Origin of the sequence: Gaetbulibacter sp. NE (assembly GCF_025548475.1) — a bacterium.
In the GTDB taxonomy this organism is placed as follows: Bacteria; Bacteroidota; Bacteroidia; order Flavobacteriales; family Flavobacteriaceae; genus Gaetbulibacter_B; species Gaetbulibacter_B jejuensis.
The window spans coordinates 68,059-91,341 of record NZ_JAOQHY010000011.1; the positions used below are offsets into that span (position 1 = coordinate 68,059).

Annotated in this window: 17 protein-coding genes and 1 tRNA gene; 11 read left to right on the plus strand and 7 right to left on the minus strand. The window is 31.4% G+C overall.

What is annotated here, in order from left to right:
* Positions 1–111: 111 nt before the first annotated feature.
* The 6 genes from OD803_RS12505 (at position 112) to OD803_RS12530 (ending at position 8,947) form a co-directional block, all read left to right on the plus strand.
* Entirely contained in the window at positions 112–375 is a 264-nt protein-coding gene (locus OD803_RS12505; protein WP_115839029.1) for a helix-turn-helix domain-containing protein, read from the plus strand.
* A 551-nt stretch (positions 376–926) separates the two neighbouring features.
* On the plus strand, positions 927–2,000 hold the full coding sequence (locus OD803_RS12510) for a hypothetical protein (RefSeq protein WP_262733638.1): 1,074 nt from the start codon (positions 927–929) through the stop codon (positions 1,998–2,000).
* Between the two features lie 127 nt (positions 2,001–2,127).
* Complete coding sequence (locus OD803_RS12515) at positions 2,128–4,035, plus strand: DNA methyltransferase (RefSeq protein ID WP_262733639.1); 1,908 nt, start codon at positions 2,128–2,130, stop codon at positions 4,033–4,035.
* 8 nt (positions 4,036–4,043) lie between these two features.
* A complete protein-coding gene (locus OD803_RS12520) occupies positions 4,044–6,656 on the plus strand; it encodes a DEAD/DEAH box helicase family protein (protein ID WP_262733640.1) in 2,613 nt (870 codons plus the stop codon).
* Between the two features lie 3 nt (positions 6,657–6,659).
* Complete coding sequence (locus tag OD803_RS12525; protein WP_262733641.1) at positions 6,660–8,138, plus strand: DUF2779 domain-containing protein; 1,479 nt, start codon at positions 6,660–6,662, stop codon at positions 8,136–8,138.
* Entirely contained in the window at positions 8,138–8,947 is an 810-nt protein-coding gene (locus OD803_RS12530; protein WP_262733642.1) for a hypothetical protein, read from the plus strand. Before OD803_RS12525 ends, OD803_RS12530 begins: the two co-directional genes overlap by 1 nt.
* Before the next feature lie 522 nt (positions 8,948–9,469).
* Here OD803_RS12530 and OD803_RS12535 read toward each other — a convergent pair.
* Positions 9,470–10,555: a Fic family protein gene (locus tag OD803_RS12535; RefSeq protein ID WP_262733643.1), complete on the minus strand. Its 1,086-nt coding sequence runs from the start codon at positions 10,553–10,555 to the stop codon at positions 9,470–9,472.
* A 398-nt stretch (positions 10,556–10,953) separates the two neighbouring features.
* On the minus strand, positions 10,954–11,823 hold the full coding sequence (locus tag OD803_RS12540; protein ID WP_332006941.1) for a hypothetical protein: 870 nt from the start codon (positions 11,821–11,823) through the stop codon (positions 10,954–10,956).
* A 90-nt stretch (positions 11,824–11,913) separates the two neighbouring features.
* On the opposite strand from OD803_RS12540, the gene OD803_RS12545 reads away from it, so the two are divergent.
* The 5 genes from OD803_RS12545 (at position 11,914) to OD803_RS12565 (ending at position 16,303) form a co-directional block, all read left to right on the plus strand.
* Positions 11,914–12,102: a hypothetical protein gene (locus OD803_RS12545; RefSeq protein ID WP_262733644.1), complete on the plus strand. Its 189-nt coding sequence runs from the start codon at positions 11,914–11,916 to the stop codon at positions 12,100–12,102.
* Positions 12,103–12,333: 231 nt separating this feature from the next.
* Positions 12,334–13,113, plus strand: a complete 780-nt coding sequence (locus tag OD803_RS12550) for a DUF3108 domain-containing protein (RefSeq protein WP_129761743.1) — start codon at positions 12,334–12,336, stop codon at positions 13,111–13,113.
* Positions 13,114–13,119: 6 nt separating this feature from the next.
* Entirely contained in the window at positions 13,120–13,494 is a 375-nt protein-coding gene (locus tag OD803_RS12555) for an FUSC family protein (RefSeq protein ID WP_262733645.1), read from the plus strand.
* A gap of 84 nt (positions 13,495–13,578) precedes the next feature.
* Positions 13,579–14,613, plus strand: a complete 1,035-nt coding sequence (locus tag OD803_RS12560) for a M28 family metallopeptidase (protein WP_262733646.1) — start codon at positions 13,579–13,581, stop codon at positions 14,611–14,613.
* Positions 14,614–14,734: 121 nt separating this feature from the next.
* Positions 14,735–16,303, plus strand: a complete 1,569-nt coding sequence (locus tag OD803_RS12565; RefSeq protein ID WP_262733647.1) for a M28 family peptidase — start codon at positions 14,735–14,737, stop codon at positions 16,301–16,303.
* A 57-nt stretch (positions 16,304–16,360) separates the two neighbouring features.
* Here OD803_RS12565 and OD803_RS12570 read toward each other — a convergent pair.
* From OD803_RS12570 to OD803_RS12590, 5 genes are all read right to left on the minus strand, one after another.
* A tRNA-His gene (locus OD803_RS12570) sits at positions 16,361–16,436 on the minus strand.
* Positions 16,437–16,496: 60 nt separating this feature from the next.
* On the minus strand, positions 16,497–17,213 hold the full coding sequence (gene bshB1, locus OD803_RS12575) for a bacillithiol biosynthesis deacetylase BshB1 (RefSeq protein ID WP_129761739.1): 717 nt from the start codon (positions 17,211–17,213) through the stop codon (positions 16,497–16,499).
* Between the two features lie 7 nt (positions 17,214–17,220).
* A complete protein-coding gene (locus OD803_RS12580) occupies positions 17,221–18,390 on the minus strand; it encodes a trans-sulfuration enzyme family protein (RefSeq protein WP_262733648.1) in 1,170 nt (389 codons plus the stop codon).
* An 84-nt stretch (positions 18,391–18,474) separates the two neighbouring features.
* Entirely contained in the window at positions 18,475–20,109 is a 1,635-nt protein-coding gene (locus OD803_RS12585) for a T9SS type A sorting domain-containing protein (RefSeq protein WP_262733649.1), read from the minus strand.
* A gap of 18 nt (positions 20,110–20,127) precedes the next feature.
* The coding region (locus OD803_RS12590; RefSeq protein WP_262733650.1) for a LamG domain-containing protein at positions 20,128–23,283 on the minus strand (3,156 nt) is incomplete at its 5' end.

The window sequence follows — 23,283 nt, forward strand, 5'->3', positions numbered from 1 at the left end:
TGTAAAATTGTTAAGAACTGTCAATAACTTTTCATTTAAAAAAGGTGATTTTGACGTATATTGTATGTTAGAAATCAGGTAGTTAATACCTATTAATATTTTTTATACAGAATGACATTTGAAGTAATTACAAAGGATGATTTAAAGACTCTAAAACAAGAAATCATTACAGAACTTAAGACAATTTTAGGAAGCCAAAACGAGCAAAAAAAGTGGTTAAAATCAGCAGACGTACGTGAGCTATTAAATATCTCACCAGGTACGTTGCAGAATTTACGAATCAATGGTACACTACCCTTTACCAAAATGGGTAAAACAATGTACTATGAGTATGACGATGTAGTTAGAATTTTAACCCAAAATAAAAGCGCATAATAATTGCCCAAATATTGTCTTGAACAAACAAAGGTGTTTTCAATGGTTAGACCTTAACTCAAACGACATACGAACTTACAGCATGAGGCGAGATGCAACTGCTGGTTTGTAGTACAGTACTCGAAGTTAGTGAAAGTGGGCAATGATTGCCGATGCTAATACACCTCAATTTTCGCAGAAGCAAAATTACGAGAGAGCATCCGCCACAAGAACCGTCAACCCACACCAAAAAATGCATTTATTTACTCATTATGAGTTTTGTCGATAGCTAACACCGATGCATAGCGGAAAAATGAGTGCTAAAACGAGCGGTTTTTGCGACCCTCTTGCTTATTTGTGTTATATTTTTAGTAGAAAAAGTGATATTTATCTACTATAATAAATATATGCATAGGTATAAGGGTTCTTATGGGCATAAGTCATCTGTACTAATATTCAGATGCATCAATTAGCTTGTGGACGTTGGCATATAATATATGCAAATTGCGGTAGCGTATTTAGAAATCATAATGTGAATAAACAATAATAATAAAATTAATTCAGTAGGTCAGATGCAGAAATTAAAAAAGAAGGATAAGCATCCTTTAGCTATTAATATTTTAAAACTAAACCGATACAATTACGACTTCTTCAATTGTGAAGAGGTTGTTTTTTTTGAGTATATAGTAGTTAAAGGAATGGCTTTTAAAAAGCAAAAAGAGTTCTATCATAGTTCAGAAACTATCAGACAAGAAACAGGCATTAAAAAACACTCTTTAAATTCTATAATTAGAAGATTCAAAGACCTTGGTATTATATCAACAGAAATTAAAGGGATGCCAAGAGTAAAGTTTTTTACCGTTCACTACCCTAAAATAGTTGATTTAATACCTAAAATATATCAGTTGTCTAATAACGGTAAACTATCTTCTGATTTTAGCAAGCATTTGTCTGATTTCTTTATTCCTTTAGTTGACAACTACCTACAAAAGAATAATATAAAGAATAATAAAGAAGAAATAAATAAAAAAGAAAAATATGACAGCGAATCTGAAGGGGAAGATGTTCTCTCTTTTTTTAATGATTATTTATCTTCTCTTAAATATCAAAAAAATATTTCACCAACTGCGCTAAAATTTAATGACATTGATTTATTCCGTGCTTTAAAAAATTATGAAATAGAATTTCTTTGCGAATATCTTGAAAAGTATTTTGAAGAAGAACACAGACCGTCTTTAAACAAATTTTTTACATTCGATTCAATAGCAGTTAATAAACTAAAATACATTGAACAAAAAATTGTTGATGAGAATGATTATGTAGACCATTTAATTGATGAGTTACAAAGGCTATATAAATCAAGAATACAAATGCATAATAAAAGCGATTCTCAAAAAAGAGGTAAAAGCGAAAGTAAATTAGTTGTTACAAAGAGGTTAAAAGAACAGGTTAAAAAATCTCTAAAAGTAAAGACTGAATTAGAAATTACTAATGCCTTTTTACCTTACATAGACCAAGTGCTTAAAGAACAAGTAACTATAAGTAAGATATTACCATACTTTTTTGCGTTTAAAAATGAGGAATATGAAATAATAGACAATTATTTAGATTATTATAATATTCATTATGGCTATGAAAAACATTAACTAAAGCACAGCAAACCCAATGGGTTATTGACTTTAAAAATTTACTTGGAAATATTGCTAATTACCACATAAAAGATTTATATTTTTATAGATTCACAGGAATAGATATTAAATATCATAATATAGAATGCAAAACTTACAAAACGACCTTATAGAACTACTTAAACATGAAGACAATTTAGTAGTAGATAACCAACTTAATAAAAACAAAATAATAGAAGCTGCTTTAAAAGTAGAACCTTTTTTAATAAGCCTATTAATTAAAAACGAAACCTTTAAAAAACACTTCTTTCAAGAAGTAGAAAATGTATTGGTGTTCGATAAAATTAAGTTTCAACGTTTTGTAAACAATAAGTCTTTTTTGCCTGATAGCTATACAGCTTTTAAAAATAAAATAGGTTTAGCTATTAATGATGATACTACAGATAACTTCATTAAAACCAAAAACGATGTAGTGTTAGTATGGCCACATAAAGATTGTATTTTAGAAGGAGGTCAAACCAAAGAAGACCAAAAAAGAAACGAAATATTTTGGAACGAAACACTTGCACCAGATAATGTTGATAGATTATTAGATGCTAAAGCGTTCACCAACTTTAAAAAATACGATAAAGAGGGTGCGTATAAAATAACAGAATTAAAAGGTGATGAGAACCTTATATTAAAGGGAAATAATTTATTAGTAATTTCTTCAATATTAAAAACACATAGAGAAAAAATTAAGTTAATCTATATAGACCCACCTTATAACACAGGTGGTGATGCAAATATATTTACCTATAATAATACTTTTAATCATTCTACGTGGCTAACGTTTATGAAAAACAGATTAACAATAGCAAAAAATCTGTTGACTAAAGATGGTTTTATTGCTATCGCAATCGATCACTATGAGTTAGGCTACCTTATTACTTTGGCTGATGAAATTTTTGGACAAGAAAATAGATTGGGTATAGTTTCGGTTGTTAATAATCCAATGGGCCGCAATCAAGCAAAGTATTTTTCAACTGTTAATGACTTTATGCTAATATACAGCAAGAATAATGAGTTTGCGGCTTTTAATAATGTCGTATTAAATGAGGATTTTTTAAAAACGTTTGATAAAGAAGATGATATAGGTAGATATAAATTAAAGAACTTTATTCGAGTAGGTGGTGGTGATGCAAATTTAAGAGTTAATAAATCTAACTTCTGGTATCCAATTTATGTAAGTAAAGATTTATCTCAATTAAGCCTTAATTACAAAGAAGATTTTTATGAGGTATATCCAATTACTACAACAGGTCAAGAAAGAACTTGGAAACTATCAAAAGGCTCAACAGAAAAAAAGCTTACAGAATTAGTACCTATAAAAGAGAAAGATTCATTAATAATTTATGAAAAATATAGAGTTGACAAAGGACAAAAAGTACCTACCATTTGGAGTGATAAAAAATATAATGCTAATCACAATGGTATAAGATTATTAGAAAAGATAATAGGTAGAAAAGGTTTTAGTTTTCCTAAATCTCTTTATACTGTTATTGACACTCTAAAATTATTATCAAATAAAGATGATATTATATTAGATTTTCACGCAGGTAGTGGTACTACAGCACACGCTGTTTTAGAATTAAATAAAGAGGACGGTGGTAACAGAAAGTTTATGTTAGTAGAGCAATTAGCTGAACATATTGATATTTGCGTAGAAAGAAATCAAAAAGTAATTAATAACGATTCTTTTGTATATGCAGAACTTATGCAATACAATCAATACTTTGTAGATAGAATACAAGAAGCTAAAACTAAAGAAGATATACTTGCAATTTGGGAAGAAATGCAAGACAAAGCATTCATATCATATCAATTTAATAAAGATATGTTTAACGAGCGTTTAAATGCTTTTAAAACAGCTTCTTTAGAGACTATGCAACACTATTTAATAGAAATATTAGATAAAAACCAATTGTATGTAAATTTTAGCGAAATTGAAGATGCCAGTTACAATATTAGTGATGAAGATAAAGCGTTAAACTATTCATTTTATAAAAAATAATAGTTGATATGAGTTTATTTAATCAAGATACTATTCAGCGTTTAGACAAGCGTATTGCAACTAAAATTGATGATGGCGATTTAATTGTAGAGTTGTCACCAATAATTAAAAACAATCTGAAGTTTGCACCACGTCCTTATCAAGAAGAAGCGTTTACACACTTTAACTATTACATAAATAACCCACGTTTAAGAGCAAAACCAACACAAGTGTTGTTTCATATGGCAACAGGTTCTGGTAAAACCTTGGTAATGGCAGGTACAATGTTAGAGTTGTACAAAATGGGCTATCGTAACTTTATTTTCTTTGTAAATACAGATACCATTATCCGTAAAACAAAAGAAAACTTTTTAAACCCAAATAGCACTAAATATTTATTTAAAGAGCAAATTAATATAGATGGTGTAAATGTAAATATTACAGAAGTAGAAAGTTTTGAAAGCACAAATTCAGATGATATTAGCATACTATTTTCAACCATTCAAGGTTTACATACCAAACTAAATGCACCAAGAGAAAACAGTATAACTTTTGATGATTTTTTAAATAAAGAAGTTGTTTTAATTAGTGATGAAGCGCACCATATAAACACACTTACTAAAAAGAAATTAAGTAAAGGAGAAAAAGAAAACTTTAATAGTTGGGAATATACTGTTGGGCGTATTTTAAGAAGTAACGTAAACAATATAATGATGGAGTTTACAGCAACTTTAGACCTCAATCATCCTAATATAGCATCTAAATACGCTGATAAATTATTATACGATTATTCATTAGCAAAGTTTAGGGAAGATGGCTATTCAAAAGAAGTACAAACCAACCAAGTAGATTATCAACCTATACAACGTGCAATTGTTGCAGTATTAATAAGTCAGTTTAAAAAGAAAATATTTGCATCTAAAGGCATTTTAGCAAAACCAGTAGTAATGTTTAAATCTAAAACAACTACAGAAAGTGCTGAAATGGAAAAAGCGTTTATTGATGAAATAAGAAACTTAACCGTTACTAAATTAGAGAACCTTATAAAATTAGACAATGCAATTTTAGATAAAGCAATAGCATATTTTAAAGAGTTAAACATATCATCCCAAGGTTTAATAGATGAAATAAAAGAAGACTTTTCAGAAGATAAAATTGTTTCTGTAAACTCTAAAAATGATAGTGACGAAAAGCAAATAACCATTAATACATTAGAGGATAATAATAATGAGATTAGAGCAGTATTTGCAGTTGATAAATTAAATGAGGGGTGGGATGTTTTAAACTTATACGATATTGTTAGGTTATATGATACGCGTGATGCTACAGGAAATAAACCAGGTAAAACTACGGTAGCAGAAGCACAATTAATTGGTAGAGGTGCAAGATATTATCCGTTTCAATTAGAAGAAAATCAAGAATTAGATAAACGTAAATATGATAATGATTTAGAAAACATAATGCGTTTTTGCGAGACTTTACATTATCATTGCTCACACAACCCACGTTATATTACAGAATTAAACAATGCACTTCGTCAAATAGGAATGTTTCCTGAAGAAAAAGTAGAGGTAGATTTAATTCTTAAAGATGAATTTAAAGAAACAGCATTATATAAAAGTGGTTTTATATTTTTAAATAAAAAGGTTAAAAACAACCCTAAAACATTATTAGAATATCAAGAACCAACTATTGTAAAAAAGCATACCTACGCATTAAAAACAAATAGGTCAGCTCAAACCGTTATATTAGATAACAACAGAGTAAAGCAAAATACAGTACAAGCAAATTATGCAAATAAACATTTGTTTTCTGTATGGGATAAAACCATTATTCAAAAGGGTTTAAATAAAATACCATTTTACCATTTCAATAACATCAAAAAGTTTTTTCCAAGTGTAAAATCTATGAATGATTTTATAACGAATGAAAAGTATTTTGGAGGTATAATAGTAGAAGTGACAGGTTTACAAAAAGATACAAACAACCTATCTGCAAATCAAAAATTAGAAATTGTTATAAGTGTAGCTACCAAAATAGCAAATGAAATATCTACCAAGTTTGGAGATTATAGAGGTACAAAATCATTCTATAGAGAACCATTAAGAAAGTATTTCAAGAATAAGAAATTAGCTTTTTCAGTTAATCAAAATGCAACAGCAGAAACAGGTAAACCAACAATGCGTAATGATATACCTCAAGAATATTTTGTAGACTTAAACAAAGCAGATTGGTATGCTTATAACGAGAATTATGGTTCTTCAGAAGAAAAGTTTTTAGTAAAGTATTTCCACGATAATATTGAAGATTTAAAAGAGCGTTTTAAAAACATCTATTTATTAAGAAACGAACGATTCTTTAAATTATATAGGTTTAGTGATGCAAAAGCAACAGAGCCAGACTTTGTATTATATATGACAGATAAAAATTCAGATGATGAAGTTATTTATCAATTATTCATAGAACCAAAAGGAGACCATTTATTATACAATGATGAATGGAAAGAACAATTCCTTCAAGAGATAGAAAAAGAAGCAGTAATAGAGTTATACGAAAGTCAACAATACAAATTGATTGGTATGCCTTTTTATAATAAGATAAATAGAGAAGATATATTTGAAGATAAATTGAATAGCCTTTAAAATATGCATCAACTTACCAAAACAGATTTTAAATATTATTTAGATTGTCCAGAATCTATATGGTTATTAAAAAATAAACCACAAGTATATCCTAAAGGTGAGTTTTCATTATTTGCAGAGAAATTAATTAATGAGGGTTATGAGGTAGAAGCCTATGCAAAACAATTGTTTGCAAATGGTTTAGACTTACCAGAATATGGAAGTCCTACAGAAACACAACAAGCACTAACAGATACTCATAGTGTTTACTTTCAGCCATCATTTAGTACTAATAAAGACATATTTGCACGTATAGATATATTAGAACGTTTAACAGATGGTACGTGGCATATTTATGAAGTAAAATCATCTACCTCAATAAAAAAAGATAGAAAGCATAGACAAATAGAAGATGCGTGTTTTCAGAAATATGTACTTACAGAATGTGGTTACGTAGTTTCTAAAGTGTCTATTATCCATTTAAACAAAGCGTATATTAAACAAGGTGAAATTGTAGCTAATGATTTATTAGAAATTACTGATGTAACAGAAGCAGTAGATGGTATATATTCAAGTGTGGTCAATCAAATAAATGCAGGTTCAAATTTTATAAATAAGGAAACTATAAATGAAACTGTTTGCTCTTGTATCTATAAAACACGTTCTAATCATTGTGATGCATTCAAGTATTTTAATACCACTATTCCAGACTATAGTATTTATGAAATAGGTCGTATTTCAGCAAAAAAAATAGGTTTATTAGCAGAGAATGAGCAATTAGCAATTATTGATATTCCTTTAGATTTTGAATTAAATGTAAATCAACAAACCCAAGTAGCATCTGTAAAACAAGAACAACCAATAATCAATATCCCAAACATTAAAAGGGAATTAGACAAATTAAAGTTTCCATTACATTTTATAGATTATGAAACCTATGCAAGTGCTATCCCAAGATTAGATGGTTTAAGTCCGCATAAGCATTTAACCTTTCAAGTATCTATTCACACATTAACAGAAGACAATACGCTAACGCATTTTGAATATTTATTGGATGCAATGCAAATGCCAATAGATATGCTACAAGCTATGCAAGACTTTACAGGAAGTGCAGGTACGTTTATATCGTGGCACGCAAGTTTTGAAATTGGTAGAAATAAAGACTTAATAGAATGGTTGCCAGAGTTTACCAATTATCTAACTTACATTAATGAGCATACGTTTGATTTAGAGACGATTTTCAAAAAAGACTATATAGACTATCGTTTTCACGGTTCAAGTTCCATTAAAAAAGTATTGCCAGTATTATGTCCAGATATAAGCTATTCAGATTTAGATGTTAATAATGGCACTATGGCATTAGATACTTGGGGCAGAATGGTTTTAGACCCAAACTTTAATGAAGATATAGAAACAACAAGAAAAAATCTTTTAGACTATTGCGAATTAGACACATTGGCAATGGTTAAGATTTATGAGGTGTTAACTAAAATCATATCTTAATGTATTATCACGAGGCATACATAAAGTTTCAGAATCAATACTTACGTGGTTTAAAATCGATTACTCAAAAAACAGCTTATCCCTCTATTTCAATTAGTAAGCAACCTAAAGGAAAATTAAAAATTACGTCACATAGTTTTAAAGCATTTTTTAATGAAAAGGGTAAATTAATTCATTTGAATAATCTTCATCCTCGTGCTAATAATAAATTCTCATATTATTACGATAATCAAAATAGACTTGTGAAAATTATTGAAGTTGACAAAATATCAAATGCTTTAATTAGAGAAAACAACATTAAGCATCAGGACAAATTGAATTTTGTAGAATATATCAGAGAATATATTGACAAATCTTATGAGCGCATAAGAGAGATTCATCATTCTAAAGAGTATGATTCAATTTGTGTAGAGCAAAAGAACGTACCAATGGATGAATGGTATTTACATCAAACAATTGAATTTGATGATTATAGAGAAGAAATTTTAGATGCTGATTGTAATTGGCAAGATGTTAGTATTTATGAGTTAAATAGAAATAAGCAAGTTGTTAAAAGTTACTATCATAGTTTTGATTATAATGATGATGGTGAAGTAATTGAAACTGAAGATAAATTTGAGCCAAAAGACTATTATTTACATACTTATTATGGTAGTGGTTTGATAAAATCAGACTCTTATATTTCAGAAGAACCTTGGACTAAAACTTATGAATACAAGTTTAATGAAAAAGGTCATTGGGTTGAAAAAGTTACTTGCATTGATGATTCTTTACAATTCATCTGTGAAAGAAAACTTGATTACTATTAAGTCCCCACAACCCAAAACCCAGTTTTTTCGTACCTCAAAATCCTCTGTCTTTTGTGTTGTTTCGCTCACCTCACAAGTTTAGCGTTTTTTTGTCTTTAAGGTAATAGCATATTACAGCTTTGCTTTTCATAAAATCAAATCAAACTGCAATAAGCTATTCTGTTATTATTATATCATAAAACCCTAAACTCACCCAAGCTATGTTACATAATACAAGTTATAGTAACAAAAATCCTTTCAAGGGTTTGCTATCGCAGTATTCTTATATTTTCGTAGCTATAACTGGTATTATGTAAAATATCCGCTTATCCCACGCTCACATTAGAACTTCAAAGAAAATGACGTTATCTCATTCAACTGCACAAAATCATCGTTAAGTCCAAGTATTCCTTACCTCAAGTCTTTGTTTGTTTAATGTGTAGTATTTATTGTTTTTTATAGGTCACATTGAACATCAATATCATCATTTAGTTACACGATTGAGATTAGTTAGTTGATGTTTCATTTCGTTAACCAAGGAAATTAGGATGCTTCTAACACAGTCATTAATCTGTGATTGAGATATAGTTTTTCTTTACCAACTTTTTCAGAAATTAAAAACCCAACTTCTTCTAATTCCATTAAATAATTCCCTACGGTTTTTGGTGTGCCTAATTTAGCATCAATTAAAAACTGTCTTTTGGTATATGGTAATCTAAATAGTATTTCAACCAATTCTTTAGTATATACTTTGGGTAAGGTATTTCTAATTTCTTTGGTCATTTGTTCCATTAAATCGGTGACATCTTTTAAACGTTGTAGTCCTTTGTTAGCAGTATATTCTACCATTTCAAGCATATAGAGTATCCAGCCTTCCCAATCGTTATTTTCAGTTACCTCACGTAATTTAGTATAGTAATCAGCCTTATTTTTAATGATATATTCACTTAAATAGATAGCTGGAGTATCTAATAATTTTTCAAGTTTTAAATAGAGTAATAACAAAATACGTCCTGTTCTACCATTACCATCACTAAAAGGATGTATCGCTTCAAATTGATAGTGCATTAATGCCATTTTAATTAATGGGTCTACAGTATCTTCACCATTTATAAAGGTTTCAAGGTTAGCCATCTTTTCTCTTATCACAGCTTCACCTGTTGGTGGTGTGTAAATCGTTTCGCCATTAGCATTTTTTAAAGCAGTTCCAGGCGTTGTTCTGATACCTGCGGTATTTTTTTTAATGCTTTGTACAATTTCAACGCATAGGTTTGTACTTATAAATGGACGTGTTTCTATTTCTTGTAAACCATTCCAAAGTGCTTCCTTATAACTTATAACTTCTTTTGTTGCTGGATTATCAAACTTTTTGTCTGCTACCAAAGATTTATACAAATCGTCATTAGTAGTTATTATATTTTCTATTTCAGAACTTGCTTTAGCCTCTTGTAAATGAATGGTATCTAAAAACAATGTTGGGTTTGGTAAATTGGTAAGCATACCATTAAGTTTTGCTAATGCTCTACTGGCATCAATAGTCTTGCGTAACACTTTAGTAGTTTCTAAAGTTGTTTTAGGTGGTAATAGCGGTAGGCTGTTATAAGGTGTGTTTCTATTAAATTTTGCCATTTTAAACAAGGGTAAATATTACTTGTGTTTTCTTAACGAGGGTAAATATACTAAAAATTTACCTTTGTCGTAATGATAGGCGTAATTATTACTCTCATTAAATGGATAAGAATAAAATAAAAAAGAAAGCAAATATAGGTAGCTTTCATCAGCCAACGCTTAATACTGTAAAGGTCAAGCCCTACGGGTTTTGAATAAAACTTTTTTAAGTGGCAATGTTAATAGGTTTCAAGACTTTAGAGTAAAAAACTTTTACCCAAAAACCTTGACAGCATCATCCACGCTACCTTCAACATTGGCTATCTTTTTTCTTTTCTTCAAAAAAATTATGGCAAAAGAAAAAGCCCTACAATAATAATTATAGGACTCTTTCAGCTTCAAAGGTCAGAATGAAACTTTTATGCTACTTCAACGATATTTAAAACGTTATATGCGCCATTTTTAAGCGGATACTGAACACCGTTAATCTCTTGGAAGAACTCAACCAATAAAACGAATATATCGTTTCCTGTGCCTGTTGGAACACCTGCAGGCGTTAGTGTTTGAGTTGCAGAGGTTGAATCTATCGGAATATTTACAGTTGGACTGTATTCAATTGAATTATCTGTTGTATCAAAGTCAACTTTAAGAAATGCTGAACTTAAACTTACGTGTGTTGCGCCACTTGGATAAGCAATATCATTTGCAGGCGTTAAATTTGGGATTGAAATTTCACCTGTAGAACCATCAACGCTAAAAGGAGCAAATAAAACCGCACTTAAAACAGCTCTATTATTAAAATCAAAGCCTTTTAAAGCCGCTTTACCTTCTGGTGTTGCCAATCCTGTTGCCACATTTCTTTCACCTCTTATAGAGGAGGTATCGAAGTTTTTAATTTTCGTCATTACTTGCGTAACACGACTTGAAACTCGATTATCTTTTGCTTTAATCATTAAGTTTCTTGCAGAAGTTCTTAATAATTTACCAGAAGATGCAGAGCGACCAAATTCAGAACCATTTTCTCGCGTACGCTCAAACGCTGGATCATTTTGAATACGCTCTTTTGAAACACCACTTTTAGTCTTTACTAAATAGCCTTCTTTACCCTTGTAAAACGTCAAATTATCTAACGTACCTTCGAGTTTAATAATACCTTTTAATCTTGCCATAACAATTATATTTTTTGATGATGAATATTTAAATATACGAACATATCTAACACGCTGGTTATAAGAGCTTCCGAAGTGTTTATAACTTACCAAAACTTCCGAAACAGATAGTTTTTTCATTGTGAAAATTGTCGTATATTGTATATAAGAGCTTTACAGCTACTGTATAGCTAAAGTATAGTTAGAGTATTAATTTTAAATTTAAAGTGAATGAGTAGAATCTGTATTTACCCTAAAGACGTGCAAGTAGTAACAGGTAAAAGTGAGCGTTATGGTAGAACTATAATCAATAAGATTAAAGAGCACCTTAACAAAGAGTCACACCAATTAGTTACTATTGATGAATTTTGCGACTTTATGGGCTTTGAAATCAGTAAAGTACGAGGATTAATCAAGTAAATTTCGTATCTTTAACACAAGGTTTTAAAGGTGACCTATTAGGTGACCTCATAATGGTACAGGACTGAAACATCGATAAATAAAGACGCTGAGAAAGAGGTTCACTTACCTCTTTCTCCGCTTAAAACGCTTCATAATTTTATGGAGCGTTTTTTTTTATTGTTATAAATTAAAAATACATTTGGCACAATAAATGTTATTATCTTCGTTATAGAAATCAAACTAAAACCTATGCAAAGAATTATTTTAGTACTCGCTATTTTAATCTCATCACTCACCTATTCTCAAAACAATGCTGTTGGCGCTGGAGAAAAATTAACATTTACTGCTTCTTATAATATGTCAGGTTTAATGACTGACTTAGCCCAAGTAACTATGGAAACTAGTGAGGTAAAAACCTCTAAAGCTACATTACTAAGGCTAAAATGTACTGCTGCCACATATAGTAAATGGGATAATTTTTTTAAAATTAGAGACTTATACGAAAGCTACGTAAGCCCTAAAACGCTTACGCCTTATCTTTACAAAAGAGATATAAACGAAGGTGGTTATTACAAGTTTATGCAGTACAAATACAGTCATAAAACTGGTACTGTTAAAAGTTTAAAAAGAAAAAAGAGAAAAGATGGAACTTTTTGGGATGAAAACAAAAATGTATCCATAGGAAGTGCCACTCGCGATTTAGTATCTACTCTATACAAATTGAGAACTTTAGATTTTTCTAGCTACTCAACAGGAACCTCTAAATCATTTACTGTTTTGTTTGACAATAAAGAAAACGTTGTTAACTTTAAATATTTAGGAACTGAAACTATTTCAACCAACATTGGTAAAAAAACATGCTATAAACTAGCTATTTCTATAAATAACAGTAATGTACTTAAAGGTTCTAATGACAACTTATTATGGTTAACTGCTGATGAAAATAAAATTCCTGTTTATGCTAAATTTAAAATTGCAGTTGGAAGTGGTGAGTTAAAAATAAAATCGGCTTCTGGCTTAAAAAATTAAACATCAATGAGAAAATTTTTAGTAATACTAGGATTTATTGCAGCTATTCTTGCTGTAGTTTTAGCTGTAACTCCATTATCAAACATTGCATTAATCCCTGCTATTGTAGCATTTATTTTAGGGCTTGCAATTTTTTACTTATCAAAAAAACAAAACCAATCTAAAAAAGTTGTTCAGTATATTTTTATACTTACAATTGTATCAATAGGAATTACCACTTACAAATCGGTTTTTAACGAAGTTGAAGTTGGTGATACCGAAGAACTCCAAGAACGTGCAGATGAATCTGTTGAAGATTCTAAAGAAATCCTTGAAGACCTTGACATTGAAGAGATTGATGATATTGATATGGATGAACTCGATGGTCTTGAAATAGATTAAAAATCCATCGCTTAAAAAGCATTGGGAATACTTCGGTATTCCCTTTTTTTTTAGTTTATTTGACTGAAAATAAGAGGTTAATAGATGAAGGTATTAATTTTTGCTTCAGCACTATCTTTAGTAGGTTCTTGTGCAACAAAAAGATATAGCGAAAAAATTCAAGATATTAAAGACAATATTGTTTTTGAGAACTCACAACAAATCAAAGAAATTTCTAAAACCATTGACTCTAGCGAGTTAAAAAAACTGGTTTACGATTTGTCTTCTAGTGAATTTCAAGGAAGAAAAACAGGAGAGTTAGGTTACCACAAAGCTTCAAACTACATTAAAGATTATTATATCAATGAAGCTATAAGTTCCCCTTTAGGAGAAAACAACTATTACCAACAAATTCCAGAATCATTCTTTTCTGATGACATAAAAAGTTCTCAAAATGTAATTTCTTATATAAAAGGTACAGAATACCCTGACGAAGTTATCATTATCTCTGCGCATCTAGATCATGAAGGTGTAAAAGAAGATCAAGTTTATTATGGTGCTGACGATAACGCTTCTGGTACAGCAGCATTAATGGAAATTGCCCAAGCTTTTAAAATAGCACAAAAAAAAGGATTTGGTCCAAAACGAAGTATTGCATTTTTACACCTTACTGGTGAGGAGATTGGGTTAAAAGGCTCAACTTATTATACTGATTATCCTGTTTTTTCATTAAAAAATACAGTTGCTAATCTTAATATGGATATGATTGGTCGAGTAGATGAAAAACATATTGAAAACCCTGAGTATATATATGTAATTGGCGATGATAGATTAAGTACTGAGCTACATTACATCTCTGAAATTGCAAATGATACTTTCACAAATCTTGAACTCGATTATGAGTTAAACAAAGAAAGCGATATCAACCGTTATTACTATAGATCTGACCACTATAACTTTGCTTTAAAAGGAATTCCTGTAATTTTTTATTTCAATGGAGAGCATGAAGATTATCATAAACCAACTGACACTCCAGACAAAATTAACTATCCGTTACTTCAAAAACGCACACAACTTATTTTTACTACAGCTTGGTATTTAGCCAATTCCAAAAACCGTATAGTTGCCGACAAAAAATAATGTTAAAAATAGTTGTTAAAATCTGTTAAAGATTTAAGCTTTAATCAAGGTTACAAATAACTTTTTGTATTATCGCTAAATTTTTAATTACATGCATTCTCTCCAAACCAATTAACAGCTAATGAAAAAATTAATTTTAGGAGTTACTCTAAGCGCTTTAGCATTTAGTTGTAACTCAACAAAAAACTCAGTTGATTCCAAATCTAAAGCTCCAGCTGACCCAACCAAGTATGGTAACACGATTACCTCTGCAGAACTTAAAGAAATGCTTTACATTTATGCTTCTGATGAATTTGAAGGTAGAAATACTGGAGAACCAGGGCAGAAAAAAGCAGTAGAATACTTAAAACAACAATACAAAAACTTAGAAATACCATCTCCTTTAAGTGATGATGATTACTTTCAAGAAGTAGCTCTTGAAGCCAGAAAAACTCCTGAAGTAAGTATTCAACTTAACAATAAGAACTTACTTAATCTTGAAGACTTCATTTCTATAGGGAGTCCAACAACACAATCATTTTCGGTAAATGACATTGTTTATGCAGGCTATGGTATTGAAGCCGAAAATTATTCAGACTATAAAAATATTGATGTTAAAAATAAGGTAGTATTAATTAAAGCTGGTGAACCTAAAAACGAAGATGGAACTTATGTTACCACAGGTAAAACTGAAAACACTACTTGGTCTGAAGGTCGAAGAGCTAGAAGTGCAAAAAAGAATGTAGCATCAGAAAAAGGTGCGAAAGCTATTATTATTTTAGACGATGTTACTTTTCCTAGATATGCAGCTTATTACAAACGAGTTGCTAATTCGCAAAGTAAAGGTAGAATCTCATTAATAAACAATGATTCTGATTTACCTCAATTTATGGTTAACAGTACAACAGCTAAAGCTATTTATGAAAATATCCTTGAAGACGACCAAGCTAAGACTATTAATACTAGTTTGTCTATTGATATTAAAAGTGAAGTAACTCCAGTACATTCAGAAAACGTGGTTGCCTTTATTAAAGGAACTGAAAAACCTGATGAAATTGTTGTTATATCTGCTCACTTAGACCACGAGGGTGTAAAGGATGGAAAAGTATACAATGGTGCTGACGATGATGGCTCTGGCACAGTTGCTATTTTAGAAATTGCTGAGGCATTTAAAACCGCTGTAAATGATGGCTATGGACCAAAACGTTCTATATTGTTTTTACACGTTACAGGTGAAGAAAAGGGACTTTTAGGTTCAAAATATTATACTGACAGTGATCCTATTTTTCCTTTAGAAAATACGGTTGCCAACTTAAATATTGACATGATTGGTCGAGTTGATGATGCTCACAAAGACGACAGAAATTATGTTTATGTAATTGGATCTGATATGTTAAGTTCTGAGCTAGATAGTGCTTTACAAAAGGCAAACAACAACTATACTAAAATAAACTTAGACTACAGATACAATAATGAAACTGATCCAAATCGTTACTACTATAGATCTGACCATTATAACTTTGCTAAAAACAATATTCCTGTTATTTTTTATTATAATGGAACTCATGAAGATTATCACAGACCAACAGACACACCAGATAAAATTGAATACGATTTATTAGAAAACAGAACTCGCCTAGTGTTTTATACTGCTTGGGAAGTTGCTAATAGAGAGCAAAGACTTATTGTTGATAAAGCCAAAAAAGATTAAAGCCTAAATGCATTATACAAAAGAAGCCTTTCAGAATACTGAAAGGCTTTTATTTTTGGGTGGAAGATCGGTCTCGAACCGACGACCTCCTGAACCACAATCAGGCGCTCTAACCAACTGAGCTACAACCACCATTTTAAATTGGATTGCAAATGTAATTCATTTACTATTTTCTACAAAGTGTTTTTTTAAATTATTTTAAATCAAATATGCTATTTACTGCTACATAGCGTTCTACAGTAAAGCCTTCAGCAAACTCTACTCCTATTAACCGTCCTAAATCCCTAGCTCTATATTTAACACTATCAGTAAAGTTTTTACTTGAAATTGGTGTGTTTGGTGCTGTATTACTAGGGTCATAAAACTGTGTTTTATAAGCTAATACAGATTTCATTTTAATATCAATTACATCAGAAACATCAACCACAAAATCAGGCTCTATTGTTTTCCATTGTATGTAATGGTATACATGTTTAGGTCTCCATTGCTCCTGTGGTTTCCCTTCTATTTCTGTTTCAATTTTTGTAAGTCCGCTTAAAAAACAGGCATCACTAACCAATTTACTACCCTTACCATGGTCTATATGTCTGTCATCAATAGCATTACACAGTACGACTTCTGGCTGATATTTACGAATCATTTTTATGACTTCCAATTGATGCTTTTTATCATTTATAAAAAAACCATCTGCAAATCCTAAGTTTTCTCTTACCGAAACTCCTAATATTTTAGCTGAGTTTTCAGCCTCTTCTTTTCGAGTTTCAACAGTACCTCGTGTTCCTAATTCACCTCTAGTTAAATCAATAATTCCTACTGTTTTACCATTGGCAATTTCTTTGGCTATTGTTGCGCCACAACCCAACTCTACATCATCAGGATGCGCTCCTATAGCAAGTATATCTAATTTCATTTCTTTTTTAACTTATTAGTTGGCTCTTTTTCACTGAATGAATAGCCTGTTCAATATCATTCATTAAATCTTTTCGAGATTCAATTCCTACAGAAAAACGTATCAAATTATCACTTATCCCTAAGCTATCTCGTTGTTCTTGTGTTAATAATGCATGTGAGGTTTTATGTGGTGATAGCATTGTGCTTTCTACACCTGCTAAACTCATTGAAGGTTTAATCAATTTTAATGCTTTTTGAAATTGGCTAGCGTCTAATCCGTCAGCTAATTCAAAAGACAACATACCTCCAAAACCTTTCATTTGCGATTTAGCTAGTTCATATTGCGGATGGCTTTTTAAACCAGGGTAATACACTTTTTTAATGTCAATATGCGCATCTAAAAACTTAGCCATTTTTTTAGCATTTCGGTTTTGGGCTTTTACTCTAAGACCAAGCGTTTTTATACTACGTTCTAGCATCCAAACCGTAAAATCGCTTAAACTTCCCCCTAGATTTTTACCAACATTCCAAATGGTTTCAATATGTTCATGAGAGCTTGCAATAGCTCCAGCTAAAATATCACTATGACCTCCTAAATATTTAGTAGCTGAATGCATTACAATATCAATTCCTAAATCAATAGGATTTTGATTTACTGGACTCGCAAAGGTATTATCAATACAAGTTACAATGCCTTTTGATTTTGCTAAATCTGCTACACCTTTAATATCAGTAATTGTTAACAATGGATTTGAAGGCGTTTCAATAAGTATAAGTTTTGTATTTGGTTTTATAGCATTTTCAAAGTCTGACACATTATATCCATTAGTAAATGTGTACTCTATATTATGCTTTGGAAACTCCTCTCTAATAAAATTTGTTGTACCACCATACAATGTGTTTTGCACTACCAAATGGTCTCCTGCTTTTAAAAAAGCAAAAAGCGTAGTACTGATAGCTGCCATACCTGAACCAAAAATCATAGCTGCTTCAGCATGTTCTAAAGCTGCTATTTTTTTGGATAAAAATTCTTGATTAGGCGTATTAAAATAACGAGGATAACGTTTTACATCCACATCTTCAAACTGATAAGATGTTGACATATAGATTGGAGATACAGCTCCTTTAAACTGTTCGTCTTTAATCTCACCAATATGTGTACAAATGGTATTTAATCCTAGCTTTTCTTCAGACATAATATAGCATTTAACAATGCTTAAAATTACAAAAAAAAGCTATCAATTTACTTTATACAAGATAATTCAAATCATAGAAAATAATCAGTTGTTTTTCACAATAGCTTTCACACTATTTGTGGTTTTATCTGAACTAACTTTTATAATATAACTTCCATCTGGAATGTTTGTCACAGGAATTCTTACTGCTCCATTTAACTCAAACGCTTGTATATTATCCCAATTCTGAATTTCTTGACCTATCATATTTATTAACTGGACATTTTTAATAGCAGACACATTAGGTGTTTTAATGTAAATTTCTTGAGTATTGTTTAAGTAATTAATGATTGTTTTAGCAAAAACTTCATCATCAATTGATAGGCTACTTTCTGTTGTAAATGTGATATAAAAACGACCTAAGTAATCATTCGGATCTAGTAATATTTGGAAAGCTTCATCATTTATTTCAAAATAAGTACCCATTAAGGCATCATACACATATACGTCAATATCTGTTTCAAAGTTTTCCAAAGCCTTTAACGATATTTCATAAGTACCAAAGGTATTTATAAACATTGCCAAAGGATATTGACTATTAACATCAAAATCTCCTACTCCTTGTGTTGTAAAATTCCTGTCTTCTATTCTCCAAAACAGGTCGTTTGAAAACTCCGCATCAGCATTTTCAGCATCATAAGCAACATCAATACCATCAGTAGCCATATTATTTGGCACAAACCCTAACAATAAAGGGCGAATATTACCATCAGTAGTTTTAAATTCAATTCTAACACGTTTAATGTCTTGATTTGGATCACTATCAACCTGATATGATGTACCAGCATTTGAATTACTAGATCTTATAAACTGAGAGTTTGCAGAAGTTTCTCTAACAAATACACGCTGACTATTTTTAAATTGAATATTTCCTCCTAAATGACTTGCTGTAACAAAAAACCCTTGAGAAACAGGTATATATTGTCCTGGTATCTTGGTTGGTGTTCCGCTACCACTCACTAAAGGAGGTGATACCGCAGGATTTCCTCCTGTAAGGTTATACGTTGCGTAACCACCTTCATAATCTTCTAAAATATGGGTGAAATTAGAAACATAATGTTCCCAGAAATACAATGTTCCATCTATACTTTGAGATGTCCCTGGATTTCCACCTGGAATATTATCAAAAATAAAGGCATTAGCATCAATTGCTGAAGGGTATGGATTTCCTATTAACGCTTGGTTACCTATAGTAACTGGAGTAGTGATAGTACCATTGTTAGGTTTCCCTACAAAAACATAGTTTTGAACATCATTTACTGGGTCTCCTGCTCCACTTCCTTTCATGGTAAATGCTAAACCTGTTGGTAGGATATCATTTTCAGCCAAGTCTCTCCAAGCAGCGTAAGTATCTTCAGGAAAATTTTCATAAGCATACAACCATCTACTACTTAACGTAATAGGAGTTGTGCTTCCTATTGCGTCATTAGCTGTAGTCCATAACAAATTTAATGGTGTATTTGAATTAGTTCCATCTCTTAAAACACTATTAATTGCAAACGGATTATTATTAGATGTTGTACTTAATTCACTAACAGGAGAAGTCCAGTAGTTGTAATTATACAAATTAGTTGTTCCTTGTTGGTCACGTTCTAACTGACCAGAACTTGTAACATCCAATATACTACTTTCATCTTGAAGCAACTGAGACTCACCAAATAAATCTATATTTCCATCCAATTTAAGGTAGTGAGTTACTCATAAAAACTGACCATCATTGTATTCATCTTGAGAGGTTCCTGGGTCAGTAATATTTAATGTTTTATTAGGTACTATAGACAATAAACCTAACACTGTTATATCCTTGTTACCTGAATCAATATTATGAGAAGTTTCAACTATATTCCAATCGATTGGAGTAGCTCCGTCAACACCAACGCTATTAGGCGCATCCCAAACATCAAATTCTGTCCATGTATTATCAGTAGACCATAATTGACCATCAACTCTAGATGTATAAGGTAAAGGAGCTGTGTTAGGCTGAGCTGTATCCATATTGATAAGTTGGCCTCTAATACCTTTATAAGGAATTAAGAACCCACAATTAGAATCCATACGATAATACCCATCTAAATCAGTCCAATTTAAACCAGGAACATCTAGTGGTACTACAGCTCCAATAACAGCTGTATTATCTTCAATTTCCTGATTCATCATTTGGCGAATTTGGTCAACGGTTAATGCAGAATTCCATATCCTTAACTCATCTATCCATCCATTAAAATAATTCACTGGTCTATTAGGAGCATTATTTGCTTGATCCATTGCTCCTACTAAACTTTTCATTGAATTACTTGAAGGAGAAGCACCAGAGACTCCTGTACTAACCTCAATTCCATCTATATACATTCTATATGTACCATTATTGTTAGTTACTGCAATATGATACCACCTATCTGTTGATATTGGATATGACGATTGAATAGTTCCTGAAGCGTTCCAGTTAAATTGAACAATAGAATTGTTAAGGCTTAAATCATAACCTGTAGATAAATCATTTGCATCACGCTTAGAAAAAATGGCTTGAGTACCCACTACAGATTCTGGCTTAACCCAAACCTCAAGACTAAATTGATTTGATAGATTATAATTATTGTTAAATGTTACATGGTCGTCAATTCCATCAAAATCCACAGTAGGACAACTTTCAATAGTTACTAACATAACATCCGAACACCCAACAGAAGGTATTGTCCAAGTCAATTCATAAGTTCCAGGTTCAGCGAAAAATTTTGACCTTGGACTAGAAATATCTGAAAAAGAATAACTACTACCACACCCAGAAATAGAAACTGCAGACCAAACACCAGCAACACCAGTTCCTGGATACGTACCTGAAGTAAATATTGCAGGATTATTAACTCCATTAACAATATTATCAGCAGCAGTTATAGTATTATCATAAGCGTTTAAACTCACTTCCTCTCCACATTCGGCAACAATTTGCGTTATATCTTCGCCTGCATAAGCTAAACTTGCGTTAACAGAAATAAACTCAGTTCCCTCGTCTCCATCAGAACGACAACCATTAATCAAAGAGGTAACACCATAGGTTTGTACTCCTGGAGTAACAGGAGTAATTGTTGTTGTTGATCCTGTGGTAACAACAACTCCGCTTTCATCTGTCCATTCTATAACTTCATCAATAGGAGCTTGTGGAATAGTAATATTTTCTAATGCCCAAGCACTATTAGCTGTCCCATGATAGGTAAATTTAATTCGTAAACCAACAAGACCAATATAATCCTGAAGATCAATAGAAACATGATTATCGACATAAGTCTGAGGTCTTCCATTGCATCCATTAGGTCCACCTCCACCAAATCCAACATTTCCAAAAGTAGTACTGCTAGGACCAGTATAATTATAAGAAGGTCCTGGATCTAAAGTAATAGGATAAGTTGCACCATCGTTTAATGAAAGTTCTATTTTCACCCATGCTCCAGCCTCTAAAAAATACGCTTGATCAAACTCTAAAGTAGCAGTTGTTAATCCTAATGTATTAAATATTGGTGTTTCAAGAGTTGTTAATGGTGTTATTGTATGATTTGGACTATCATATGGAGGAATACCACTAGCTATTCCAAATTTATTTCCTTCTGGCGAATCATAACATTTATTGTTAAAATTTTTCGGACCATTAGTTCCTTTCCAATACGTATCATTTCCTGTATTCCCACTCGCATCCCAAGTAGCCATACCATCAACTAACCACCCTAAATTATTAAGGTTAGATGTATTGAATAATCCTCCTTCAGTTAAGTCAGGATTAATTCCAAACTCACTTTGAGCCACAACAGTTATATCACTTCCTAAACAAATTGTTAAATCACTATGGCTTACGATAGTTGGAGGAATATCTGGCGGAATAACTGCTAAGTAAACAATATTTGATCTCGCCTCACAACTACCAAAAGTAATTACAGCTCTCACTAAAGTAGTCTCGGTTATTGCAAGTGAAGTATATGTTGCATTAGTACTATCGTTTGAAGGAGAACTCCAGCTAAGTCCACCATCTGTTGAAACTTCATAACCAGAAATAGTCCCAGTGTAACCACTTAAATTCAACAAAGCATATTGAGGTTCATCAGGGCATGCCGTTACTTCTATGATATTAGAATCTGGATTCGTATTAATTGGATCACCACTACCATCAACCAAATGACCTATCAAAGTTCCACCTGTAATAGTTGGACTTGTAACTGTTACTGAAGCTGAACAAGTAGAACTGTTTCCATTACCATCGTCTACTGTTAATACTATTATGTTTGTTCCAATATCGGTACAATCAAAAGTACTTTGCGATAAAGATAAATTAACTACTCCGCAATTATCATTAGATCCATTATCAATTTGAGTACTAGTAATTGTAGCTAAACCTGTTGTATCATCTAATTGAACAGTAATATCTTGGCAGATAGCTGTTGGGTCTGTAACATCATCAACCACTACATTTTGTACAACATTAATAGAATTTCCATTTCCATCATCAAAATTCCATGTTATTGCAAATGATCCTTGAGTTGTATAGGTTAAAGGGTCAGATGTAGTTCCAGTAATTGTTCCCAAACAATTATCTGATACTGTAGGAACAGGGACTGTCACACTACACTCTGCAGAAATTACAGGTAGATTAGGAACTGTTGGTGCTGTGTTATCCTGAACAGTTACTGTTGCACTACAAGTCGATACGTTTCCGTTATTGTCTGTTACTGTTAACGTTACTGTGTTAACACCTATATTAGTACAATCAAAACTCGTTTGGTCTAATGACATGCTTGCTATTCCGCAGGCATCGTTTGATCCATTGTCTATATCTGAAGTCGTGATGCTTCCGTTTCCTGAGGCATCTAA